Origin of the sequence: Huintestinicola butyrica, from assembly GCF_025567215.1 — a bacterium.
In the GTDB taxonomy this organism is placed as follows: Bacteria; Bacillota; Clostridia; order Oscillospirales; family Ruminococcaceae; genus Huintestinicola; species Huintestinicola butyrica.
Genome location: NZ_JAOQKB010000004.1, coordinates 200,741 through 218,784, shown reverse-complemented (window position 1 = coordinate 218,784; position 18,044 = coordinate 200,741). Strand labels below are relative to the sequence as shown.

At 47.0% G+C, this 18,044-nt stretch carries 17 protein-coding genes and 1 tRNA gene; 10 read left to right on the top strand and 8 right to left on the bottom strand.

What is annotated here, in order from left to right; all coding sequences use genetic code 11:
* Positions 1 to 52 precede the first annotated feature (52 nt).
* From OCV68_RS06580 to OCV68_RS06540, 9 genes are read left to right on the top strand one after another with little or no spacing between them, the layout of a single operon-like run.
* Positions 53 to 3,982: a hypothetical protein gene (locus OCV68_RS06580; RefSeq protein ID WP_262571593.1), complete on the top strand. Its 3,930-nt coding sequence runs from the start codon at positions 53 to 55 to the stop codon at positions 3,980 to 3,982.
* A gap of 5 nt (positions 3,983 to 3,987) precedes the next feature.
* Complete coding sequence (locus tag OCV68_RS06575) at positions 3,988 to 4,368, top strand: hypothetical protein (protein ID WP_262571591.1); 381 nt, start codon at positions 3,988 to 3,990, stop codon at positions 4,366 to 4,368.
* Between the two features lie 4 nt (positions 4,369 to 4,372).
* Positions 4,373 to 5,386 (top strand): hypothetical protein, encoded by a 1,014-nt coding sequence (locus tag OCV68_RS06570; protein WP_262571589.1) that lies wholly within the window; start codon positions 4,373 to 4,375, stop codon positions 5,384 to 5,386.
* The gene (locus tag OCV68_RS06565; protein WP_262571587.1) at positions 5,379 to 5,612 is read left to right on the top strand and encodes a hypothetical protein; all 234 of its coding nucleotides are present in this window, start codon (positions 5,379 to 5,381) and stop codon (positions 5,610 to 5,612) included. Before OCV68_RS06570 ends, OCV68_RS06565 begins: the two co-directional genes overlap by 8 nt.
* Positions 5,609 to 6,427, top strand: a complete 819-nt coding sequence (locus OCV68_RS06560) for a hypothetical protein (RefSeq protein ID WP_262571586.1) — start codon at positions 5,609 to 5,611, stop codon at positions 6,425 to 6,427. Before OCV68_RS06565 ends, OCV68_RS06560 begins: the two co-directional genes overlap by 4 nt.
* A 20-nt stretch (positions 6,428 to 6,447) precedes the next feature.
* Positions 6,448 to 6,864, top strand: a complete 417-nt coding sequence (locus tag OCV68_RS06555) for a hypothetical protein (protein WP_262571584.1) — start codon at positions 6,448 to 6,450, stop codon at positions 6,862 to 6,864.
* Positions 6,864 to 7,535 (top strand): hypothetical protein, encoded by a 672-nt coding sequence (locus OCV68_RS06550; RefSeq protein ID WP_262571583.1) that lies wholly within the window; start codon positions 6,864 to 6,866, stop codon positions 7,533 to 7,535. The genes OCV68_RS06555 and OCV68_RS06550 overlap by 1 nt, the downstream gene beginning before the upstream one ends.
* Positions 7,536 to 7,547: 12 nt before the next feature.
* Positions 7,548 to 7,997, top strand: a complete 450-nt coding sequence (locus OCV68_RS06545; protein ID WP_262571581.1) for a phage holin family protein — start codon at positions 7,548 to 7,550, stop codon at positions 7,995 to 7,997.
* The gene (locus tag OCV68_RS06540) at positions 7,987 to 8,685 is read left to right on the top strand and encodes an N-acetylmuramoyl-L-alanine amidase (protein ID WP_262571580.1); all 699 of its coding nucleotides are present in this window, start codon (positions 7,987 to 7,989) and stop codon (positions 8,683 to 8,685) included. The genes OCV68_RS06545 and OCV68_RS06540 overlap by 11 nt, the downstream gene beginning before the upstream one ends.
* A 55-nt stretch (positions 8,686 to 8,740) precedes the next feature.
* On the opposite strand, the gene OCV68_RS06535 is transcribed toward OCV68_RS06540, so the two are convergent.
* From OCV68_RS06535 to OCV68_RS06510, 6 genes are all read right to left on the bottom strand, one after another.
* On the bottom strand, positions 8,741 to 9,439 hold the full coding sequence (locus tag OCV68_RS06535) for a hypothetical protein (protein ID WP_262571579.1): 699 nt from the start codon (positions 9,437 to 9,439) through the stop codon (positions 8,741 to 8,743).
* Positions 9,440 to 9,444: 5 nt separating this feature from the next.
* A complete protein-coding gene (locus OCV68_RS06530; protein ID WP_262571577.1) occupies positions 9,445 to 10,854 on the bottom strand; it encodes an ATP-binding protein in 1,410 nt (469 codons plus the stop codon).
* 377 nt (positions 10,855 to 11,231) lie between these two features.
* Positions 11,232 to 11,308, bottom strand: a tRNA-Pro gene (locus OCV68_RS06525).
* Between the two features lie 98 nt (positions 11,309 to 11,406).
* On the bottom strand, positions 11,407 to 12,345 hold the full coding sequence (locus OCV68_RS06520) for a Ger(x)C family spore germination protein (RefSeq protein WP_262571575.1): 939 nt from the start codon (positions 12,343 to 12,345) through the stop codon (positions 11,407 to 11,409).
* Positions 12,342 to 13,376, bottom strand: a complete 1,035-nt coding sequence (locus OCV68_RS06515; protein ID WP_262571573.1) for a hypothetical protein — start codon at positions 13,374 to 13,376, stop codon at positions 12,342 to 12,344. The genes OCV68_RS06520 and OCV68_RS06515 overlap by 4 nt, the downstream gene beginning before the upstream one ends.
* Positions 13,369 to 14,892, bottom strand: coding sequence for a spore germination protein (locus OCV68_RS06510; protein WP_262571571.1), 1,524 nt, complete (start codon positions 14,890 to 14,892; stop codon positions 13,369 to 13,371). The genes OCV68_RS06515 and OCV68_RS06510 overlap by 8 nt, the downstream gene beginning before the upstream one ends.
* A gap of 175 nt (positions 14,893 to 15,067) precedes the next feature.
* Between OCV68_RS06510 and OCV68_RS06505 the strand changes: the two genes are divergently transcribed.
* Positions 15,068 to 16,042 carry a carbohydrate kinase family protein gene (locus tag OCV68_RS06505; protein ID WP_262571569.1) on the top strand — a complete coding sequence of 325 codons (975 nt, stop codon included), beginning with the start codon at positions 15,068 to 15,070 and terminating at the stop codon, positions 16,040 to 16,042.
* 8 nt (positions 16,043 to 16,050) lie between these two features.
* Here the strand turns inward: OCV68_RS06505 and OCV68_RS06500 are convergent, their stop codons facing one another.
* Together OCV68_RS06500 and OCV68_RS06495 are read right to left on the bottom strand one after the other, a co-directional pair.
* Positions 16,051 to 16,296 carry a hypothetical protein gene (locus tag OCV68_RS06500; protein ID WP_147622065.1) on the bottom strand — a complete coding sequence of 82 codons (246 nt, stop codon included), beginning with the start codon at positions 16,294 to 16,296 and terminating at the stop codon, positions 16,051 to 16,053.
* A 247-nt stretch (positions 16,297 to 16,543) separates the two neighbouring features.
* Positions 16,544 to 17,914 carry a polysaccharide deacetylase family protein gene (locus OCV68_RS06495; protein ID WP_262571567.1) on the bottom strand — a complete coding sequence of 457 codons (1,371 nt, stop codon included), beginning with the start codon at positions 17,912 to 17,914 and terminating at the stop codon, positions 16,544 to 16,546.
* Positions 17,915 to 18,044: the final 130 nt, after the last annotated feature.

Sequence of the window (18,044 nt, the reverse complement as noted above, 5' to 3'; positions counted from 1 at the left end):
GGGACAGGCACATTCATTGCGGCTGTCCCTTTTTTGACACAGGGAGGCACGTATGGGAAAATTCGGCTTTACTGCGGTGATAGGTGCCGACTATTCGGCGCTCAACAACGCCATGAAGGAGATAGTCAGCAGCTCCAAGAAGCTCAACTCGGAGCTTAAGCAGATAAACAGCGCTCTTAAGCTTGACCCCGAAAATGCTGTGCTTGCGGCGCAGAAGCTTGAAGTCATGGGCGATGCCGCAAAGGAAGCGCAGAAAAAAATCGAAAAGCTGGAATCCCAGCAGGAAGCTATGAACAAGGCTCTGCAGAACGGGGATATAAGCGCTGAGTATTACAGGGAGTATCAGAGGGAGATTGAAAGGGCCGAAAGGACTGTAAGAGAGTTTACAAAGGCACAGAATGAGGCTCAAAAGGCGGCAGAGGACTCGGCGCAGGCACTGGCGGAAGCTCAAAAGGCAGCGGAAAATCCGGCTCACACACTGAGGGAGGCTTTAAAAGAAATCGACAGCAGCTCCAAAGAACTCAAAATTGAGATGGAGCAGATAAACAGCGCACTTAAGCTTGACCCGGAAAATATCATGCTTGCAGCACAGAAAATGGAGGTACTGAAGCAGTCCGCAGAGCAGGCGGAAAAGAAGCTGGCAGAGCTGACGAAGCAGCAGGAAGCAATGAATGCGGCTCTTAATGCAGGTGAGATATCCGACAGTGATTACCGAGAATATCAGCGTGAAATAGAAAAATGCAGCAGGACCATAAAAGAGTACAGGCAGGCAAATGAGCAGGCGGCAAACGCTGCCCAAAAGCAGAGTAATGCGTTTGAAGAGCTGAAAAGTTCAAGTGCCGACCTCGATAAGACTTACACAAACGCCTTAAACGAACTTAAAGAAGTCCGCTCGGCTATGAACTCCACTGGAGAATCCTCGGTGCTGTTCAGGCAGAAAATGCAGCTTTTACAAACTGCATCAGATGCACTCAAAGCCAAGCTTGAAATGCTTAAAAATGCGCAGGAACAAATGAAAAGCGCATTTGAGAATGGCAATATTTCAGGGGAAGAATACAGGGAGTTCCAGCGTGAGATTGAAAACACAACTGCTGAGTTAAAATTGCTTGGCAATGAGGCTCCGAACGCTTCCCAGTCTGTAGGCGGATTTGGGGACACGGTCAAGGCCATAATCACTTCCAAGGCTATTATCGGACTGGCAGAGGGCGCAAAAGCGGCGGCAGAGGCGCTTATCGACCTGGGAAAATCATCTGTTGAAAGCTATGGAGAGCTGGAACAGAACCTGGGCGGTGCCGACGCTGTTTTCGGGCAGTATTCGGAAAGCATCAAAAAGACCGCCGAGGACGCATATAAGACCATGGGAACGTCCCAGTCGGAATATCTGGCAACGGCAAACAAGATGGGTGCGCTCTTCCAGGGTTCGGGCGTGGAACAGCAGAAGTCGCTGGAGCTTACCGAAAAGGCTATGCAGCGTGCCACGGATATGGCATCTGTTATGGGTATTGAAACCTCTGCGGCATTGGAGGCAGTGACGGGAGCGGCAAAAGGCAACTACACCATGATGGATAATCTGGGTGTTGCCATGAATGCAACGACCCTGAAAGCATACACGCTTTCCAAGGGGCTTGACGTTGCCTGGGACAGCGCCTCGAACGCCCAGAAGGCTGAAATAGCCATGCAGTATTTTTTTGAGAATACAGAGCAGTATGCGGGCAACTTTGAGCGTGAAGCGAGAGAGACTGTAAGCGGATCTATCGGTTTGCTTACCGCCTCGATAGAAAGCCTTATGGCAGGGCTGGGAAATTCCGAGGCTGATATCGTCAATCTGACGCAGAATGTTATTGATGCGTTCGGCAGTGTAAAGGATAACGTAATGCCTGTATTGCAGGCAGTGTCTGATGCTCTTCCGCAGGTGGCGCAGGAGCTGGTTGAGGCTATTCCCGAGGTTATTCCCGAGGTTGCGGGAATGGCGGAGGAGATAATCGCCGCACTGGGAGAGGGGCTGGAAGCACAGCTGCCGAACATTACAGACATGGCGGTAGAGCTGCTTACGGCATTTGCGCAGAAGCTTACAGAGGCACTGCCTGCTATTGCCGACGGTGCTGTGCTTATAGTTACGACCCTGGCTGACGGCATAGGCGAGGCGCTGCCCGACCTGGTCCCTGCGGCTGTGGAGGCTGTTGTTAAAATAGCAGAATCGCTGCTCGACAACATAGACGTTATTCTCGATGCCGCCCTAAAGATCATCGAGGGGCTGACCGAGGGGCTTTTCAGGGCGTTGCCCGGGCTTTTACAGGAAGCGCCCACGATCATTGCCAAGCTTGGTACGGCGCTGATAGATGCAGCGTATGAAATTATCATCGGTGTGCCCGAGGCTATTGTTAACGGCATTGTTGATGGTCTTGGCGGATATGACTGGACGGGCGGTGCAGACAAGGCTATAGGAAACCTCAAAGCAGCGCTTGATAAAGCGGCAGAGAAGTGGAATATATCGGAAATATGGGCAGACAAGATAGTTGCCGATGATGGCTATGAGGTACTGGGGTCTCAGGACGAGGCGGAAGCACGGCTTGATGCTGCTCTGAAAGAGCTTGAAGAAAAGCGTGGTCAGATACCCGAGGAGTACAGGCAGATACAGGAAGAGCTTAAAAAGGGAGCGGAAGAGACTGCTGACAAGCTGGCGGACACAAGCACCGAGATAGCTGAGGCGGCAGGGACTGCGGCTGATGTTGGTGTTTCGGAGACAAAGAGCGAAAATGGCGGCGATGAAAGCGGTGTAAATCAGAAGTCTGATATGCTCGACAAGGAGCTTGAAGAGCTTGAACACAAGTACAAGACCCACAAGGTAACGGAAGAGCAATACTGGGCTGAGAGAAAAAGCACTCTTGAAAAATACCGTGATGATGACAGTGAGGAATGGAATGCTCTATACGACAAAGTAACTGAGCATTATACCAAGCTTGCGGAGGCTGAGAAAAAGGCAAAGGAAGCGGCTTTGAAAGAAGATACCGCCGAGGCCAAGAAGCGATTTGATGCGCTGTACTCTCAGCTCAGCGATGAAAAGATCACACGGGAGCAGTTCAATGATGAATATGCTGCCCTTACGGAAGAGCTTGCTCAGAAACAGATAGACATATCGGAATATGCCGCAGATAAGATAGCATCATATGACGAGAAAGTCCGCAAGGAGGAAATGACCGCCTGGGAGAAAGCTTCAAAGGAAATAACGGACAAAATAACCAAGACCTATGAAAATGTCACACAGGCATATGAAAAGGCGAAAAGTCAGCTTATTTCTTCGGCAAAGCTCATTGACAAAAAGGTCACGGACACATCGGGAGCAGACAGATATATCCTTACGGACTTTGAGAAAAAGCGCAAGGAACTTGCAAAATACCGCAAGGACCTGGAAAAGCTCAAAGAGACGGGCATTTCCGACGACCTTATGGAGCAGGTAATGAGCCTGAGCTATGACAGCGGAGAACGCCAGGGATATATTTCCGAACTGCTGAAAATGAGTGACAGCCAGAGGAAAAAATATTATAAGGACGTTGATGCGTTTTATGCCGAGGCTGACAAGACTGCCGCATTCGAGGTGCAGGACGATCTCACCGAGGCGGACAGGATAGCCAAAGAGGGCATTGAAAGCATATATGGCAGTATGCCTGCCGACGCATATCAGAAGGGCGTTGAAACGGCACAGTCGTACATTGATGGCATTAACAAGACCATGGCGGACGCTGATGCGCTCAGGTCTATGGGCTCGGATTTCGGGGAGCGGAGCCAGAACAGCAAAATGCAGTCGGCTGCATCGGGAAGCTCGGGCAGCACCTATTCGCCGTCGGGCACGGCACAGGGCGGCAAGAGCAGCTTCTACAGCGGAGATACGAAGATCGTTATCAATGTTGCGGGCAAGAATGTGATAGTAAGCACCATTGAGGAGCTTATCCGCAAGGGCAAGCTGGCTGACAGCAGGAGGTGAAAAGTATGTCAAAGGAATTTAACGGCGGATACACTATCAAGATAAACGGTACGGAGTGGGAGCTGCTGAACGGATACTATCCGTCCTGGGCGGAGGAAGAGGCCGAGAACTTTGAAAACTATGACTTTTCGGATTTTACTCAGTTAAAGGGTGTTCGCTTCTCGGCGGCGTTCAAGGTGGGAAATCTTTCGGAAGAGGATAAAAGCGCTCTGCTTGATCTTCTGGCTCCACGCCTGGTGAGCATAGAGTGTCCCGATTACAAGGGAAATGTAAAAATAAGCGGCGTATCGGCTGAGCTTATCGCCGCAAAAAGTCTCGGAAAATGGTATTCGGTATCTTTCAATGCCGCCGCAGTTGCGCTCACGCCTCTCGGCGGCGGGCTTTAGCCTGGTGCTTACTGCGGGAGGCACTGAGGTCACCAGGTTCGGCAATATCACTGTGACAAAGGCTGTTGACGGGCTGGGAACGTCGGGAATATGCACTTCTCAGCTTTCGTTCGAGACCCCTGCTCCGTTTAATGCTTACAGGGCAGCTCCTGTTGTTCTTACGGGAGTTTCGGGCGTAGGAAAATACTATATTGACAGCAGGTCGCAAAGTGGCGGCGTGGTGACGGTGACGTGCCTTGACCGCATGGCTTTTTCCGATGAGGATTTCCCATATGCTTCCATAGACAGCTCGGTGCCTAAGAATGTTCCCATAAACACCGTAATGGACCTTATCGTACGGACTGTAGGAGAGCTTACCGGGTGGGGCGGCATTCCCTCATGGCTTACGTCTATTTCCAGGACTGAGCTTCAAGAGACTTGTTCCGATATCCTTACAAAGATATCGGAGGCGTGCTGCGGCGTATTCTACATAACAGATGAGCAGAACCTGCAGTTTCTTCCTTACGGCAATACCTCCGGGCAGGTGAACGCAGACGTACACACGGCGCTTGACGTTGGCTGTGAATTTACGGCGACTGGCATCAAATGCACTGACGGTGACGGAAATGTTATCACAAGAGGCGACGCTTCGAGGAAGTACGACAGCATTTGCATAGCCTCAGAGCTTATCACTGACAGCGGCTGCGAGGAGATATGGGGACGTGCCGAAAACTATACCCACGCTGCATATTCCTGCCAAAGGTGCAGACTTGACGGTATCCCGCCTACGGGTGGAACGGTAAATTTTGCGGGGAGCGGCATCATGCGTGCAGGATCTGTTACGGCAAGCATCAGCAAGGCGGGAATATTTGCGGAGGTGAGCAATCCTGAGCCGTCGGATTCCGAGATAGGCATGAGAGGACGCAACCTGCGTGAGAGCGACAGCAAGGTAAGGTATGGACGCAGCGGTGCCATGATGTTCACAAAATATCAGGGTGTCGTGATGGTGGACGGAGAGGAGAAGGTTAACAGTGGCTGATAACGACGGATATCCTTTCGTGTCCTATGGCGATGGGCTGTTTTTTGACGGCGGGGACATACACTGTCGATATCCTTGTCTGTCATTTGAACGCATTGATGGCGAGACTTCGGGCAAAGCAATATACGAATATGGACCGTACATTATTACAGTGACGTATGATATTGACGGCGGGAAAAGGAAAAATGCGCACTGGACGAGGGTGTATAAGGAGGCGGGCGGATGATTTTAGACGGGGGGCTTATTTTACAGGCGTTGGCGGGCGGGGGAAGCTCGGGCGGAAAGGTCAAGCCCATAACTATAACGGAAAACGGCACATACAATGTTTCCGACGCTGAAAAGGCTGAGGGGTATGTTGGATTTGCGCCTGTGACGGTTGATGTGCAAGCAGCAGCAAACATACAACCATTGACCGTGGTGGAACCAGGTGTGTATAATGCGTCCGACTATGGCTGTGACGGGTTTGACCCGGTAAACGTAAGCGACAAATATAAAAAGCTATACGAGCAGGCGCTGGGTATTGGCGATAGCATTGACACGGGCATTACCGACCCTGACGGCAATGAAATTGTACTGGATAATGCGATTGAAACGGATTGGGACATCGTAAAATGTATCACACTGAATGAGGGTTCGGCGGCTATTACGTGTCCCAGTACAGGATTGCAGTTAAAACTATTTGTGCACTACAGTGACCCCCAGGTTTTAACCGACGGTAATACCTATGTCACAAAGTATCTTGGCGCAACAATGACAAATTTAACGACAGGACAGACTGTAACATATGATAATATTTTGCGAGGCGGATATCAAATAAAGGTGACGGAAAAACTATCCGTCTGGTTTACTGTTGAGAATTATCAGATTAAAGCTAATGGTCAGTATTTTCAATTTTATCCTGGAAGAGTTTGGCGTAATGGCGAATTGTGGGGCGGTGCTGAGAGTTGGTGGAACTCCTTTTTCGCGGAATTTAATTCGGCTACTGTTGGCATACCAAACGGATTTGTATCGCCCGTATATTTTCAGGCGGTTTATGCGTAGTAGAGGAGGATATTTTATTTATGATAAAAGAAGTAAAAGGCTGCAACAGGGTCATCGAGATCACCCTTGACGGCACTGAATGTGCTGTGAAATTTGATGCCAAATACAACGGATTTGATATCCGCAACAAGTCGGGCAAGGATATCACAGTATCCCTGAAATCAGGTGCTGCCAAGGGCGATGATGGCGTTATCACCATTGGAGACGGCGAGACGTTCAACTATATGCACATGATGGGGCTGGACACTGTATATATCACAGGTTCGGGTGCTGTGGCTGTGGCGGCTAAAAACGAGGCAGCGGCAAATTTTAAGGCTGTTCAGAAAGGGGGTGGAAGCGGCATGAAAACAGGCGGTATAACGTTGCACGGACAGGTCCTGCCAATTTATGCGGTGGGAGAAGCTGTTGATATTGCAGATACGGAGGTTATAGGATAATGGGAAAGCTTTACAAATATCAGCCTACGCTGGGTATGTCGAAAGATGACAGGACACAGGCTAACTACACTTCCAAAATTATTGCATGGTTACATTCTGTGGAAAATCTCCTGACAACGGTTGCTGACATCACATATACGGAAACAGGCTGCACACTGACGCCGAAGTTTGCCAATATCAACGACAAGGTTATTGCTATTGAGGTGAGCAGTAGTAGTCAGTACATAGTGTCAACCAAGACAGGCAATCAGTCTCCTGCTTGGCAGTCACATAGTGTCGCACTGAGCGGCGACCCATATTTGTATATCATCTCTGATACAGATATGGTTGGACTGGGTTTTGGCACGACCCCTTGGTGTTGCAGCATTCATTCTGCCACCAAATTCGATGGCACCGAGTGTGGCGTTGAAGTTGATACATCTAGTGCAGGTTTTATTTGGTTTGTCGGAAACGGGATTATCAATGGCAATCTCTCCTACTATGGAGCTGACGCAGTGGGGACAACTGCATCGTACTGCATTAAGCCGTTTACATTCGCAGCTTCCGGTTTAATCCAAAGCCACGTTATGCACGCTGATGGCGGAATGGAAAAACCCGTCCGCGGCAGCATCTTCACAATCGGTGACGATACGTACGTTAGTATGTATGGCAATTTCGTTCTGAGGGTGTAAGGAGGAATAAAAATGAAAAGAGTAAAAGAAATTTCCGTCACGGTTGGAGCGCTGCTCGCATCATGGCTGGGTATCCTGTATGTACCCATGCTGATACTTATTGCTTGCAACATCATCGACTACATAACTGGGCTGTGTGCTGCCAAATACCGCAGTGAGGCTATCAGCTCGTACAAATCGTTTCGTGGGATAGCTAAGAAGATTTGTATGTGGCTGCTGGTTGCGATAGGTGCTATGCTCGACTGGCTGCTGTCATATGCCGTCGGCACGGCGGGAATATCCATCGGGCTTAATTTTGTTGTCGCTTCTGTAGCGGCAGTATGGCTCATCGCCAACGAGATAATTTCAATTCTCGAAAATATACGTGATATAGGCACGCCATTGCCGCCTTTTCTTATGAAAATTGCGGAGAATGTGAAGAAGTCAGCTGAGAATAAGGGGGACGATGACGATGAGCATTAACATCAAAATGGATACAGGCACTGCCAACACCACTGTTGCCAAAGGGCGATCCATTGAATGGATAGTGATCCACTACACGGCAGGCACATCATCGGCTGCGGGCAGCGCACACAATCTTGCGGCATGGTTCAGGGCGGGAGCAAATCCCGCCAATCCTGCCAGCGCTGATTTTATTGTGGACGACGAAAATGTTGTCTGCTATAATCCTGACATTGCAAACCGTTATTCATGGGGCGCAGGCGGGGTAAAATACACCAAGATGTCCACGTCAGAGGGCGGCAGATATTACGGCAAGTGCAGGAACAGCAACTGCATCAACATTGAGATTTGCAGCAACAAGAAAAACAGGAAGTCTCTGAGCGCAGATGACACGGACTGGTATTTCACCGATGCAGAGCTGGCATTGGCTGCTGAGCTGGTCAAGCATCTGATGAAAACATACGGCATTTCAGCTGACCATGTTATAATGCACCACCAGGTGACCGGCAAGTTGTGCCCTGCGATGTGGACACATTCGGAGGCAGAGCTTGAGGGCTGGAAGAAGTTCCGGCAGATGTTTATGCCTGCTGCCGAAAGCAATCAGATGTTTTATGTGCAGGTCGGGGCTTTTAAGTCTCGGGAGAATGCTGAGGCATACCTTAAAACAGTGAAAAAAGATTATCCGGGTGCATTTATTAAATCAATGTAAGACAAAAAAATCGCCGTCGGTAAGAGTGGACTAAGCTCTTACCGACGGCGTTTGATTATTCAAATTCTTCTTTTAAAATGCCATCATTAAAATACATATCATGTTTCTTATCAACAAATTTACGTATATCATATTTATAAGTATGACCATTTATAGTAATTTTTCCTTCGAGAAATCCAGATAATTTTTTTGCAAGTATAGCATTGGTTGTATTATCCGCTAAATGCTTACTCTTCATAAATGTTGGAAGTTTAGCGGGTATATCATCAATCTTTAGAATAGGTTCTAAATCAAGTTTACGCTGATCTTTGTCATCTTTTTCGGTAATTACGCCGATTTTTATACATGTTAATTCATATTCGTCTAATTTACCTACACAATATACTACATCTTCTATACTACTTTTCCATTGCCCTACTAGTTTAAGTATTACATCTATTCCAGAAAATGTTTTTTTCATATCATATAAGTAGGCATGGGCTTTTTTATCTTTGGAGAAAAATATATACATAAAGTCAACTTTTTTTGCATTCTCCAAAAAGTTTAATTGAAATTCATTTCCGATAAACGCATATTCATCGCCAGAAAAAGCAGAATGAATGTATAATGATTCGTTTTCTTCTTCTTCTTTTAATAAAATAACATGACTATTGCATGATTTGTCGATAAGCTTTGGTGTGTTTTTCTTAAGGGTTAAACAGCTTGTTTGTAATAGTTCGGCTTTTTTAAATAATTTTGCACGTAAATGATTCATAATTGTTAATCTTCCTCAGCTAATTTTATAGCGTCCTGATATATTTTGTCATTAGTACTGTTAAACAAAGAAAAATCAAAGCCGATTCCAAGTAAAATATTGTTTGGTATTTCTTCTACTATGGTTTTGCCTTGTTTTATGATAAATTGATAAGCGTGAACATTTGTATTATTAAGAATGTCATCATTGTCATATCCTAATTTTAATGCTAAGTCGTATTTGTTATTTTTGGCAGACATTGTGATAAGATTATTGATTGCTGCAACCATGGTATCGCTATGGGTACTTACGATCATTTTATAACCAGCATTTACCATTCTTATTAAAAGACGCGCTAACTGTAATTGCTTTGTTGGATGTTGACAAGTGTCAATTTCATCATATAATATCATATTTGGACGTATACTACTGGTTAGAACTTGACATATTGGGGCTAGTTCTGATACTAGTGATGAGGATAGATAAATAGGAAGGGTATCCTCAGAACCATTAGGTGTATATACCATAGAATTACCGACTTTGGTGAGATTTCCGTTAATTATGTTATTAGTGATAAAAGATAATATTTTTTTATTTCCTTTTGAAGCCAATTCACTAGCTTTATGCTTTAATAAAAACATAAGAAAATTATATACGGGTTCAGTAAGCCCATATTCGTTTTCTACTTCATCCTTTTCATCTTCTGCAAATACTACGTCGCTGGTAGTTTCATTATTTCTTAAATCATTTGCTAAATAATTAGCATATAACAACATAATACCTGATCTGGATGCTGGCAAATAAATAATTGAATTATTTTCGGCTTTTCGATTGCTATTTATCTGTACTCCAATATTATCTGATAAAATAAAAGATAAAAGTTCTTGCTTGATAGTTCCCTCAATGAGTGACTTGGGATAACTTTCAAAAAATCTTATTGTCAGTGTTTTGCTATCACTTCTTGTGATTTTGTACGTTTCAAAATGTTGACTGTTATCTTTTTCAACTACTGGAGATAAGCCTTCATAGCTTAATGTATAATTAAATATTAAATCATTTAATTCTATACTCAATTCTTCAATCTTCAATTTTTTGGTATGGAATATCTCTTTAATAATTCTATCCTTATTGTTGTAAAGAAACATATTGATACAATCTTGCAGGCTGAGCAGAAATCCTTTATCAGAGGAATCTATACTTATAGGATTTTCTGAAATATTAATTTCTTCAAAATCTTGTAATGCTTCAGTAAATTTCTTGTCATTTGAAAATGAAAAAATCACGCCATAAATTAGTTGCATTAAATAAGATTTACCAGAATTATTTTCTCCTACAAATATCGAAAAGTTACTCACATCTATATTAGCAGATGAGATTTTTCCAAAATTGCGTACTTTAATATTCATATTTTTCACCACATAAAAAAATATTGCCATAAATCAATCATTTTTTTTATTATATCATAAAAACAATAATTGTCAAGGGGAATAATACTATTAGCTGATTGCTCTTATTATATAACATTTATAATGTATTATACATCACATTGCATAAGCGTGATAGAGCATCATTTGTATATGCAAGTAAGTACAATCGCATTGATAATTCTTCTAATAAGATATGCGTAATGGTGTAAAATAGTACAACAATAAAAAATAGACACACCTGCATATATTTTGACACCCATTTTGACACCCATCTTTGCAAAAAAGTGAGCAAAAAAGCACTGTTTTGAGCAAAGCATACAAGCAAATATTAAAAATAAACAGCCCCTTAAACCACGCATTATAGCGGTTTAAGGGGCTGTTTTTATTGGTCGAGGTGACGGGACTCGAACCCACGGCCTCTTCGTCCCGAACGAAGCGCTCTACCAAACTGAGCCACACCTCGGCAATATGAATATTATATCATATCGGGCAGGGTTTGTAAAGCCTTTTTTGAAAAAAATTGCAGAGGTGTGCTTTGCTTATGAAAGCTCATGCGGAATGCTATGACACCTCTGCCGTTACATTTACCGCAAAGGTGATGTTTTCCTCGGAGGTGTGGCTTTGGGGGAGGATAACGGAAAGAAAGCCCTCGCTTAACCCACGCCTGCATATCTCTTCCGAGGAAAGGGAGATAATCCGCTCCGCTTCATGGGCGTATTCTTCGGCATTGGCAGAGCTGCCGGTTTCGTCTATACGGCACTTGAGGGACATATCTATGACGTATTCACCGCCGTTTTCCTTGCTTTGATAATAGACGGAGCCTTCGGCTTCTCCGAGGGTCATGCTGCCGCCCAGCACGCTCAGGCGTATGCCCTTTGCGCTGCGCATAAGGTCAAGGGCGGCGGTCTCGGATATATTCAGCTCCGAAGTGCTGTTTGGCATGATTATTGCCGAGCCGCATATTTTATCGTCCCACATGGGTATTATGGCGATGGTATTGTTTTTGGCGGCGGCGGTGACGGTTTTAAGGTCGGCTCGTTCTGCCAGACCTTCGCTTTGGTAATGGCTGACGATGCCTGACAGTTCGTCGGCGCTTACGGCTGAAACGGCTTCCTTTGGGGTATGAGTGAAGAAAACGGGGCAGCCTGCGGATATGCGCTCGCCTGCCAGTGCTTTCAGTTTGCCGCTGTCACGAATTATGCTTTCATTTGCGTATATGGCGGTGCAGTGACCGAAAAAAAGTTGCCTGCCGCTGTTTCGCATTATCATGTCCGCTGCCTCGCTTATGCTCCTGCCGCTGCCGCTCAGCGCTTTGTATTGTGGGTCTGAATCCTCGCTGTCGGTGCTGTTATATACCTGAACGGTCAGCTCATACAGTCCGTTCGTTTCCGATATGCCCATGAGCTGAACGAACATTCTTTCGTTTACCTGGACTGCGCTGCATGAGGTCATGGTCAGCGCCATGAACAGGGCTGCGGCTGCGCAAAATAGCTTTTTCACCTTGCTTTCCTCCTTTTTTCGGGTGTGAATATAAGCGCCAAGGGGATCGCTCCCACAAGGATAAATGCGCAGACGGGGGAGCGGTAGATGCTTCCTACGCTTATTCCCCACAGCTCCGCTTCGGCGCCGATGAGGGCGAGGGCTGCCGTCAGTATGCCCCACCACCTGAACTTTGGCACGGCGGCGGTAAGGGAATGGCCTGCGCAGGCGCACATAAGGGAGGATACCGCTGCGGCGATAATTGTCCAGAGCATGAAAAATGCTCCGTCGGGGCGGAAGCTCATTTGGCGTGAGGCGTAGATAACTGCGTCCGCCATGGGATAGTCTGAGGCAAAAACAAAGTCGTCCAGCACTGCCCACACGCCGATTATTACCAGCGAAAGGGCGATGAGCATTGCCGCTGCTCCGCCGAAAACGCCTGCCCGGGTACGTTCGCCAAGCCCTCCGCTGAGTATGCACAGGGCTGCCGCTCCTGCTGCGGCGACGGGGAATATGCCCTCAAGTCCTCCTGAGAGGGATATGGTTTCGGGAACTATCTTTGCATAGTCGTAGGAGATGATATCACCGAAGCCGCTTATTACATATGCTGCGCCTGTCAATATGAGCATGAAGATAAGGACGGTGCTCATTCGGCTGACGGTTTCCGCCCCTGTGTGGGAGATGTACCCGCATATTAAGCCGAGAAAAACTGCGCACACTGCGGCGCTTGCTTCAAAATATCTTTCGGAGACGAAAACGGAGTATTTTGCGATAAAATCCGCCGCTGCGGAAATGAAAAATATGCTGTAGAGAACGGAAATGAGCCTGCCGATAAAGCCTGTACGCATTACAGCTATCTGCGGTACGCTTCCGCTGCCGTCCTTTATGAGTATCACCGGCGGGATAAGGGCAAGGGTGATGAGAATGACTGCCGAGACGGCGTTTGAGAGCATGGCTCCCGTGTCCGTAAAATCGGATATTATCAGTCCGAAAACGCCAAGGGCTGCCATTATCACCGCCGCCTGACCTGCTCCTATATATCTGTTATCCATTGTGTTTATCACCGCTTTCTTCACGTTCTGCGGCGGACCTTATATCCGCACCGTTCAGCTTTTCAACGGTAAAGCCACGCTTGCCCATTCGCCTGAAGCCAAGGCGCACTGCCACATCGCCCATTGCTTTTCGTGTAAAGGGGGAGACGGGTGCCATTACGGGCAGGCCGTAATTTTCGTCGGCACAGATGTTTGCCAGCAAAAATGCGGTCAGGAGAGCGATGCCGTACAGTCCCGCAAAGCCCCCCAGCACCACTGCCGCCAGCCTGAACACTGTTACCTGCTGGTCAAGGGAGGGGATAACGAATGAGGCGGTCACGGAAATGGCGCACACCAGCAGCATGGGGTTGGAGATTATGCCTGCGGAGACTGCCGCATCGCCTATGATAAGTCCGCCGACTATGGAGACTGCTCCGCCCACGCTTTTGGGCAGGCGGACTCCCGCTTCACGTATTATCTCGTAGAATATCAGGGTTATAAGTGCTTCCCACATAAGGTTCAGGGGAGCGGCTTCCTCGGCGGCGGCAAGGTTCATCAGCAGGCGGCTGTTGAACATCTCCGGGTGAAAAAGCGCCGCTGCCACGTATATGCCGGGGAAGAACACAGCAAGAAAGAATGCGATATACCTGATATATCGCAGGAATGTGGCGTAATAGGGGCGGAAGTTATAGTCATCAAGTGTCTGAAAATTTTCGGTGAACATGGCGGGGATAACTATTGCAAAGGGCGTGCCTTCTATCATCACGCCCACACGTCCCTCCAGTATTTTGGCGCACATCACGTCGGGGCGCTCGGTGGTGCTTAGCCCCGAAAAGACCGAGGGCGCACCGCTGTCAAGAAAGGGAGTGACATATCCGCTGCCAAGTATTGTTTCAAGGTCAAGATCTTTGAGCTTGTGACAAATGCTGTCCACAAGGGCTTTGGGCACTCGGTCTGCCATATAGCACACAACAACGTCCGTTTTGCTGCGGGGGGATATGGGGAAAAGCTTGAACTGCAGGACGGGGGATTTTATGCGCCTGCGCACCAGTGACATATTTGTTCTTACCGTTTCCACAAAGCCCTCGTGGGAGCCCATGATATTTCCCTCGGAGGAGGGCTCGTCTATCCCTCTGACCGAATAGCCCTGTATGCCGAAGCACATTGCCGAGGGGATATTGTCTATGAGCAGGATAACAAAGCCGCTCATCACGGTGCGGATAACATCGCCGTATTTGTCCGTTTCCGTGGTGTCAACGGAGAGTATCATATTCTCTTTTACATGGCTGTAAAGCTTTTCGGAGGTGCAGTCGGGGATATCTACCCTCATCAGGGGCTTTACCACCACCTGAGCCGTGTTGAAGCCCGAGACCATTCCCTCAAAGCATATGACCGCCGCACGCACGCCCGAAACGGTTATGGGGCTTATGAGCAGGTCGGCGGTATTGCCGAGTATCCTTTTAATATTTTCAAGGTTAGCGTCAAGGCTTTTTTCTATGGGAACATTTTCAAATTCATAGGTATTGGGTATCTTCATTCTGCCGTCCTCCAAAGAGATAATATACCTATATTTTTCCTTGGAAATTTTGTCTTATTCATCTTAACAAATAATTAGTAATCAGGCAACAAATTTTGTTAAAATACGGCAGTGACAGGTGATATAATTAGTAAAAAAGAATGATGAATATATGCTCGGATAATGGGAGGTAATTATGTCTGATATCGTTAGTATAGGAGAGCTGCTGGTGGATTTTACTTATGTCAGCGGCGAGAACGGGGACACTTTTTACAAGCAGAACGCAGGCGGTGCGCCTGCAAACGTTATGTGCATGGCTGCAAAGCTGGGCGCAAAGACTGGATTTATAGGAAAAATAGGCCGTGATATGTTCGGCTTTTACCTTAAAGAAGTGCTTACAAGGCACAAGGTGGATACAAGCGGACTTATCCTTGACCCGAACTATTCCACTACACTTGCATTTGTGCGCAACAGCGCCGACGGCGACCGTGACTTTGTTTTCTACCGCAGCAGCCAGACCAGCGCAGACCTTAATCTGCGGTACGGTGAGGTGAACAGGCAGCTTATCGACAGCTGCAGGATATTCCATTTCGGCTCACTTTCACTTACAGATGAGCCTTCAAGAACGGCTACGGTCAACGCAGTGGAATATGCAAAGATGCAGGAAAAAATAGTTACCTATGACCCCAACTGGAGACCGCACCTCTGGGAAAATAAGGAATCTGCCATACGCACTATGCGCAGCGCAGCCCAGTATGCGGATATAGTAAAGGTGTCGGAGCTGGAGCTTCAGCTGCTCAGCGACAGCGGAGCGCTTATCCCGGGAGTGGCAAAGCTTTTGCAGATGGGCGTTAAGATAATATGTGTAACACAGGGAGCAAAGGGCTGCATAATCGCAACGCCAAAGGGAATAAACAGGTTCCCCGCATATAAGACAAAGACGGTCGATACACTGGGCTCGGGAGACGGATTTTTCGGAGCGTTCCTTTATAAGTTCCTTGAAACCGGAAAGAGCATTGAAGAGCTTGACAGCGACGATATAAAGGAAATGGCGATGTTCTCCAACGCCTGCGGAGCGCTTTGCGCATCAAAGCAGGGAGCTATTCCCGCAATGCCCGAAAAGAGCGATATCGAGGCGCTTATCAAGGCTCAGCCTTTAAAAGATGAATGATATAAGCATTATAAAAGCCATTGTCCAAAAACGGACAATGGCTTTTTACATATAAGAGAGCGAAAGACAAAAGAAGGGGTCAGCACAAATAAGAACAAGGTAAAGGGTTTAGGAAGTCCACAGGAGGGCAGAGCCTTCTGGTCGCTGCTCGCAAGCAGCGAAATCTTTTTGCCGACGGCAAAAGCACTTAAAACAACAGCCGACAAATTTAAAAGTCCTAAAGCCGCCTGCACAGTGAATTCAAAACCTTGCATATAAACTTAACTTCTCAAATCATCTTAAAACTATATCATGCAGGCGGCTTGAAACCAAGAGATGTTCCGTCAGGAACGTCGAATTTGGTTTCCGCCGTAAGGCGCAGGCACGGACAAATTAACTTTTTAATTTTGATAAGCATATACTCAATACAAACAAACCGCTTTTTTACTCCTTTTTCAGCCCATAATAAAAAACACAAGCCATTGCCGATTTTTCAGACAATGGCTTGTACCAATATAAAAATCAAAAATGTACTTCATCGGCTGTATCAATGGTCTCGAAAGAATATCCCTCGCCTTTGATGTAGTCAATAACGTCCTGAAGATACTGAGGGGTCAGCTCCAGCGAATCGTGCATAAGAACAACCTCATGGTCGGAATCAATGCTGTTTTGCAGATAATCCATGCAGCTGTCATAGGTGGCGGAGCTTGAAGCATCGGCAGTGGCTGCGTTCCAGTCGTAATAGGCAAAGCCTCGCTTCTGCATCTCGGCAATTATGCCGTCGGCGGTGTCACGGTTGTAGGAATTATAGCTGCCGCCCGGGAAGCGGAACGCCCACGGCTTCTGCCCCGTTACCGCATATACCTTGCCGTAAACCTTGGCAAAATCATCCAGCCATGCACGTCTCGAGGCGTATATCTTGTCATAATCATGGGAATAGCTGTGGAGTGCGATGGTGTGGCCTTCATCTGCCACCTGCTTTAAGATGTGCTCTTTGCCGTCAATGCACCATCCAGTGATAAAAAACGTCGCCTTAATGTCATTTTCACGGAGGATATCAAGTATCTGCGGAGTATATTTTGAGGGACCGTCATCAAAGGTGAGATATGCCACCTTGCCGTCAGTGACGGTGTATTCGGGGCGTGAAGCGGTTATATCCTCGTATTTTTCGTCGCTGTCAGAGGTCATATCGCTGTAAAAACGGTCATGCTCAACAGCGTTCAGCATGGCGGAAATTCCCGCAGCGTTTATCTCTTCCGTGCCGTATTCGGGAGCAAGATATCCGTCCGCATTTTCGGCAGCATAGGAAAAATTGCGGTAGATAACATATTCATCGGGAGTGGAGCGTATGTACATATGAAGCATTTCGTTCAGCTCGTCCGACTTGCCGCCGTATTCCTCAGGCAAAGGGGGATAGCTCATGGCAAGCACCATGCTTTCGGGGCATACAGTGCGGATATTTTCCGCCAGAGCCAGAATGGCAGCGCCGTATTCCTCGGGAGTTTTTTCATCGGCAACAGACTTGTCGCCGAACCAAAGATATATGTAAGGCTTTGGCGATGAGAGCTGTTCCGACAGATCGGGAAGCTCGTCCGCAAAGGCACCGTCAAAGGATATCACCTGTTCTTCGGGAAGAAGTCCGCTTTCGGATATGATGCTGCAAACGCCGTCGCCGATAAAAAGAGTGTTTTGCAGATATGTGAAGCCGTTTTCTGGGGTCAGAGGAGTTATCTCGATCTCGGGAATGGTTTCGGAGACCTCGGAAGTTTCGGTAGGCTGAGTAGCTTCCTCATAGACCGCAATGTAATTTGCTGCGGGAACGGCTTCGTCCTTTGCACCGCAGGCGGTGAGCATGGCTGCCGCAAGCACAGCAGCTGTTATTTTTTTATTCAAGCATATCCTTCCTTCCGATAATAATTATAGGGGATTTTCCTAAAGCAGTCAATAATACTAATCACCAATAAAACTATAGACAAAAAATCATCGCATAATCCATATACGCAAGATTATGCTCAATTTTTTG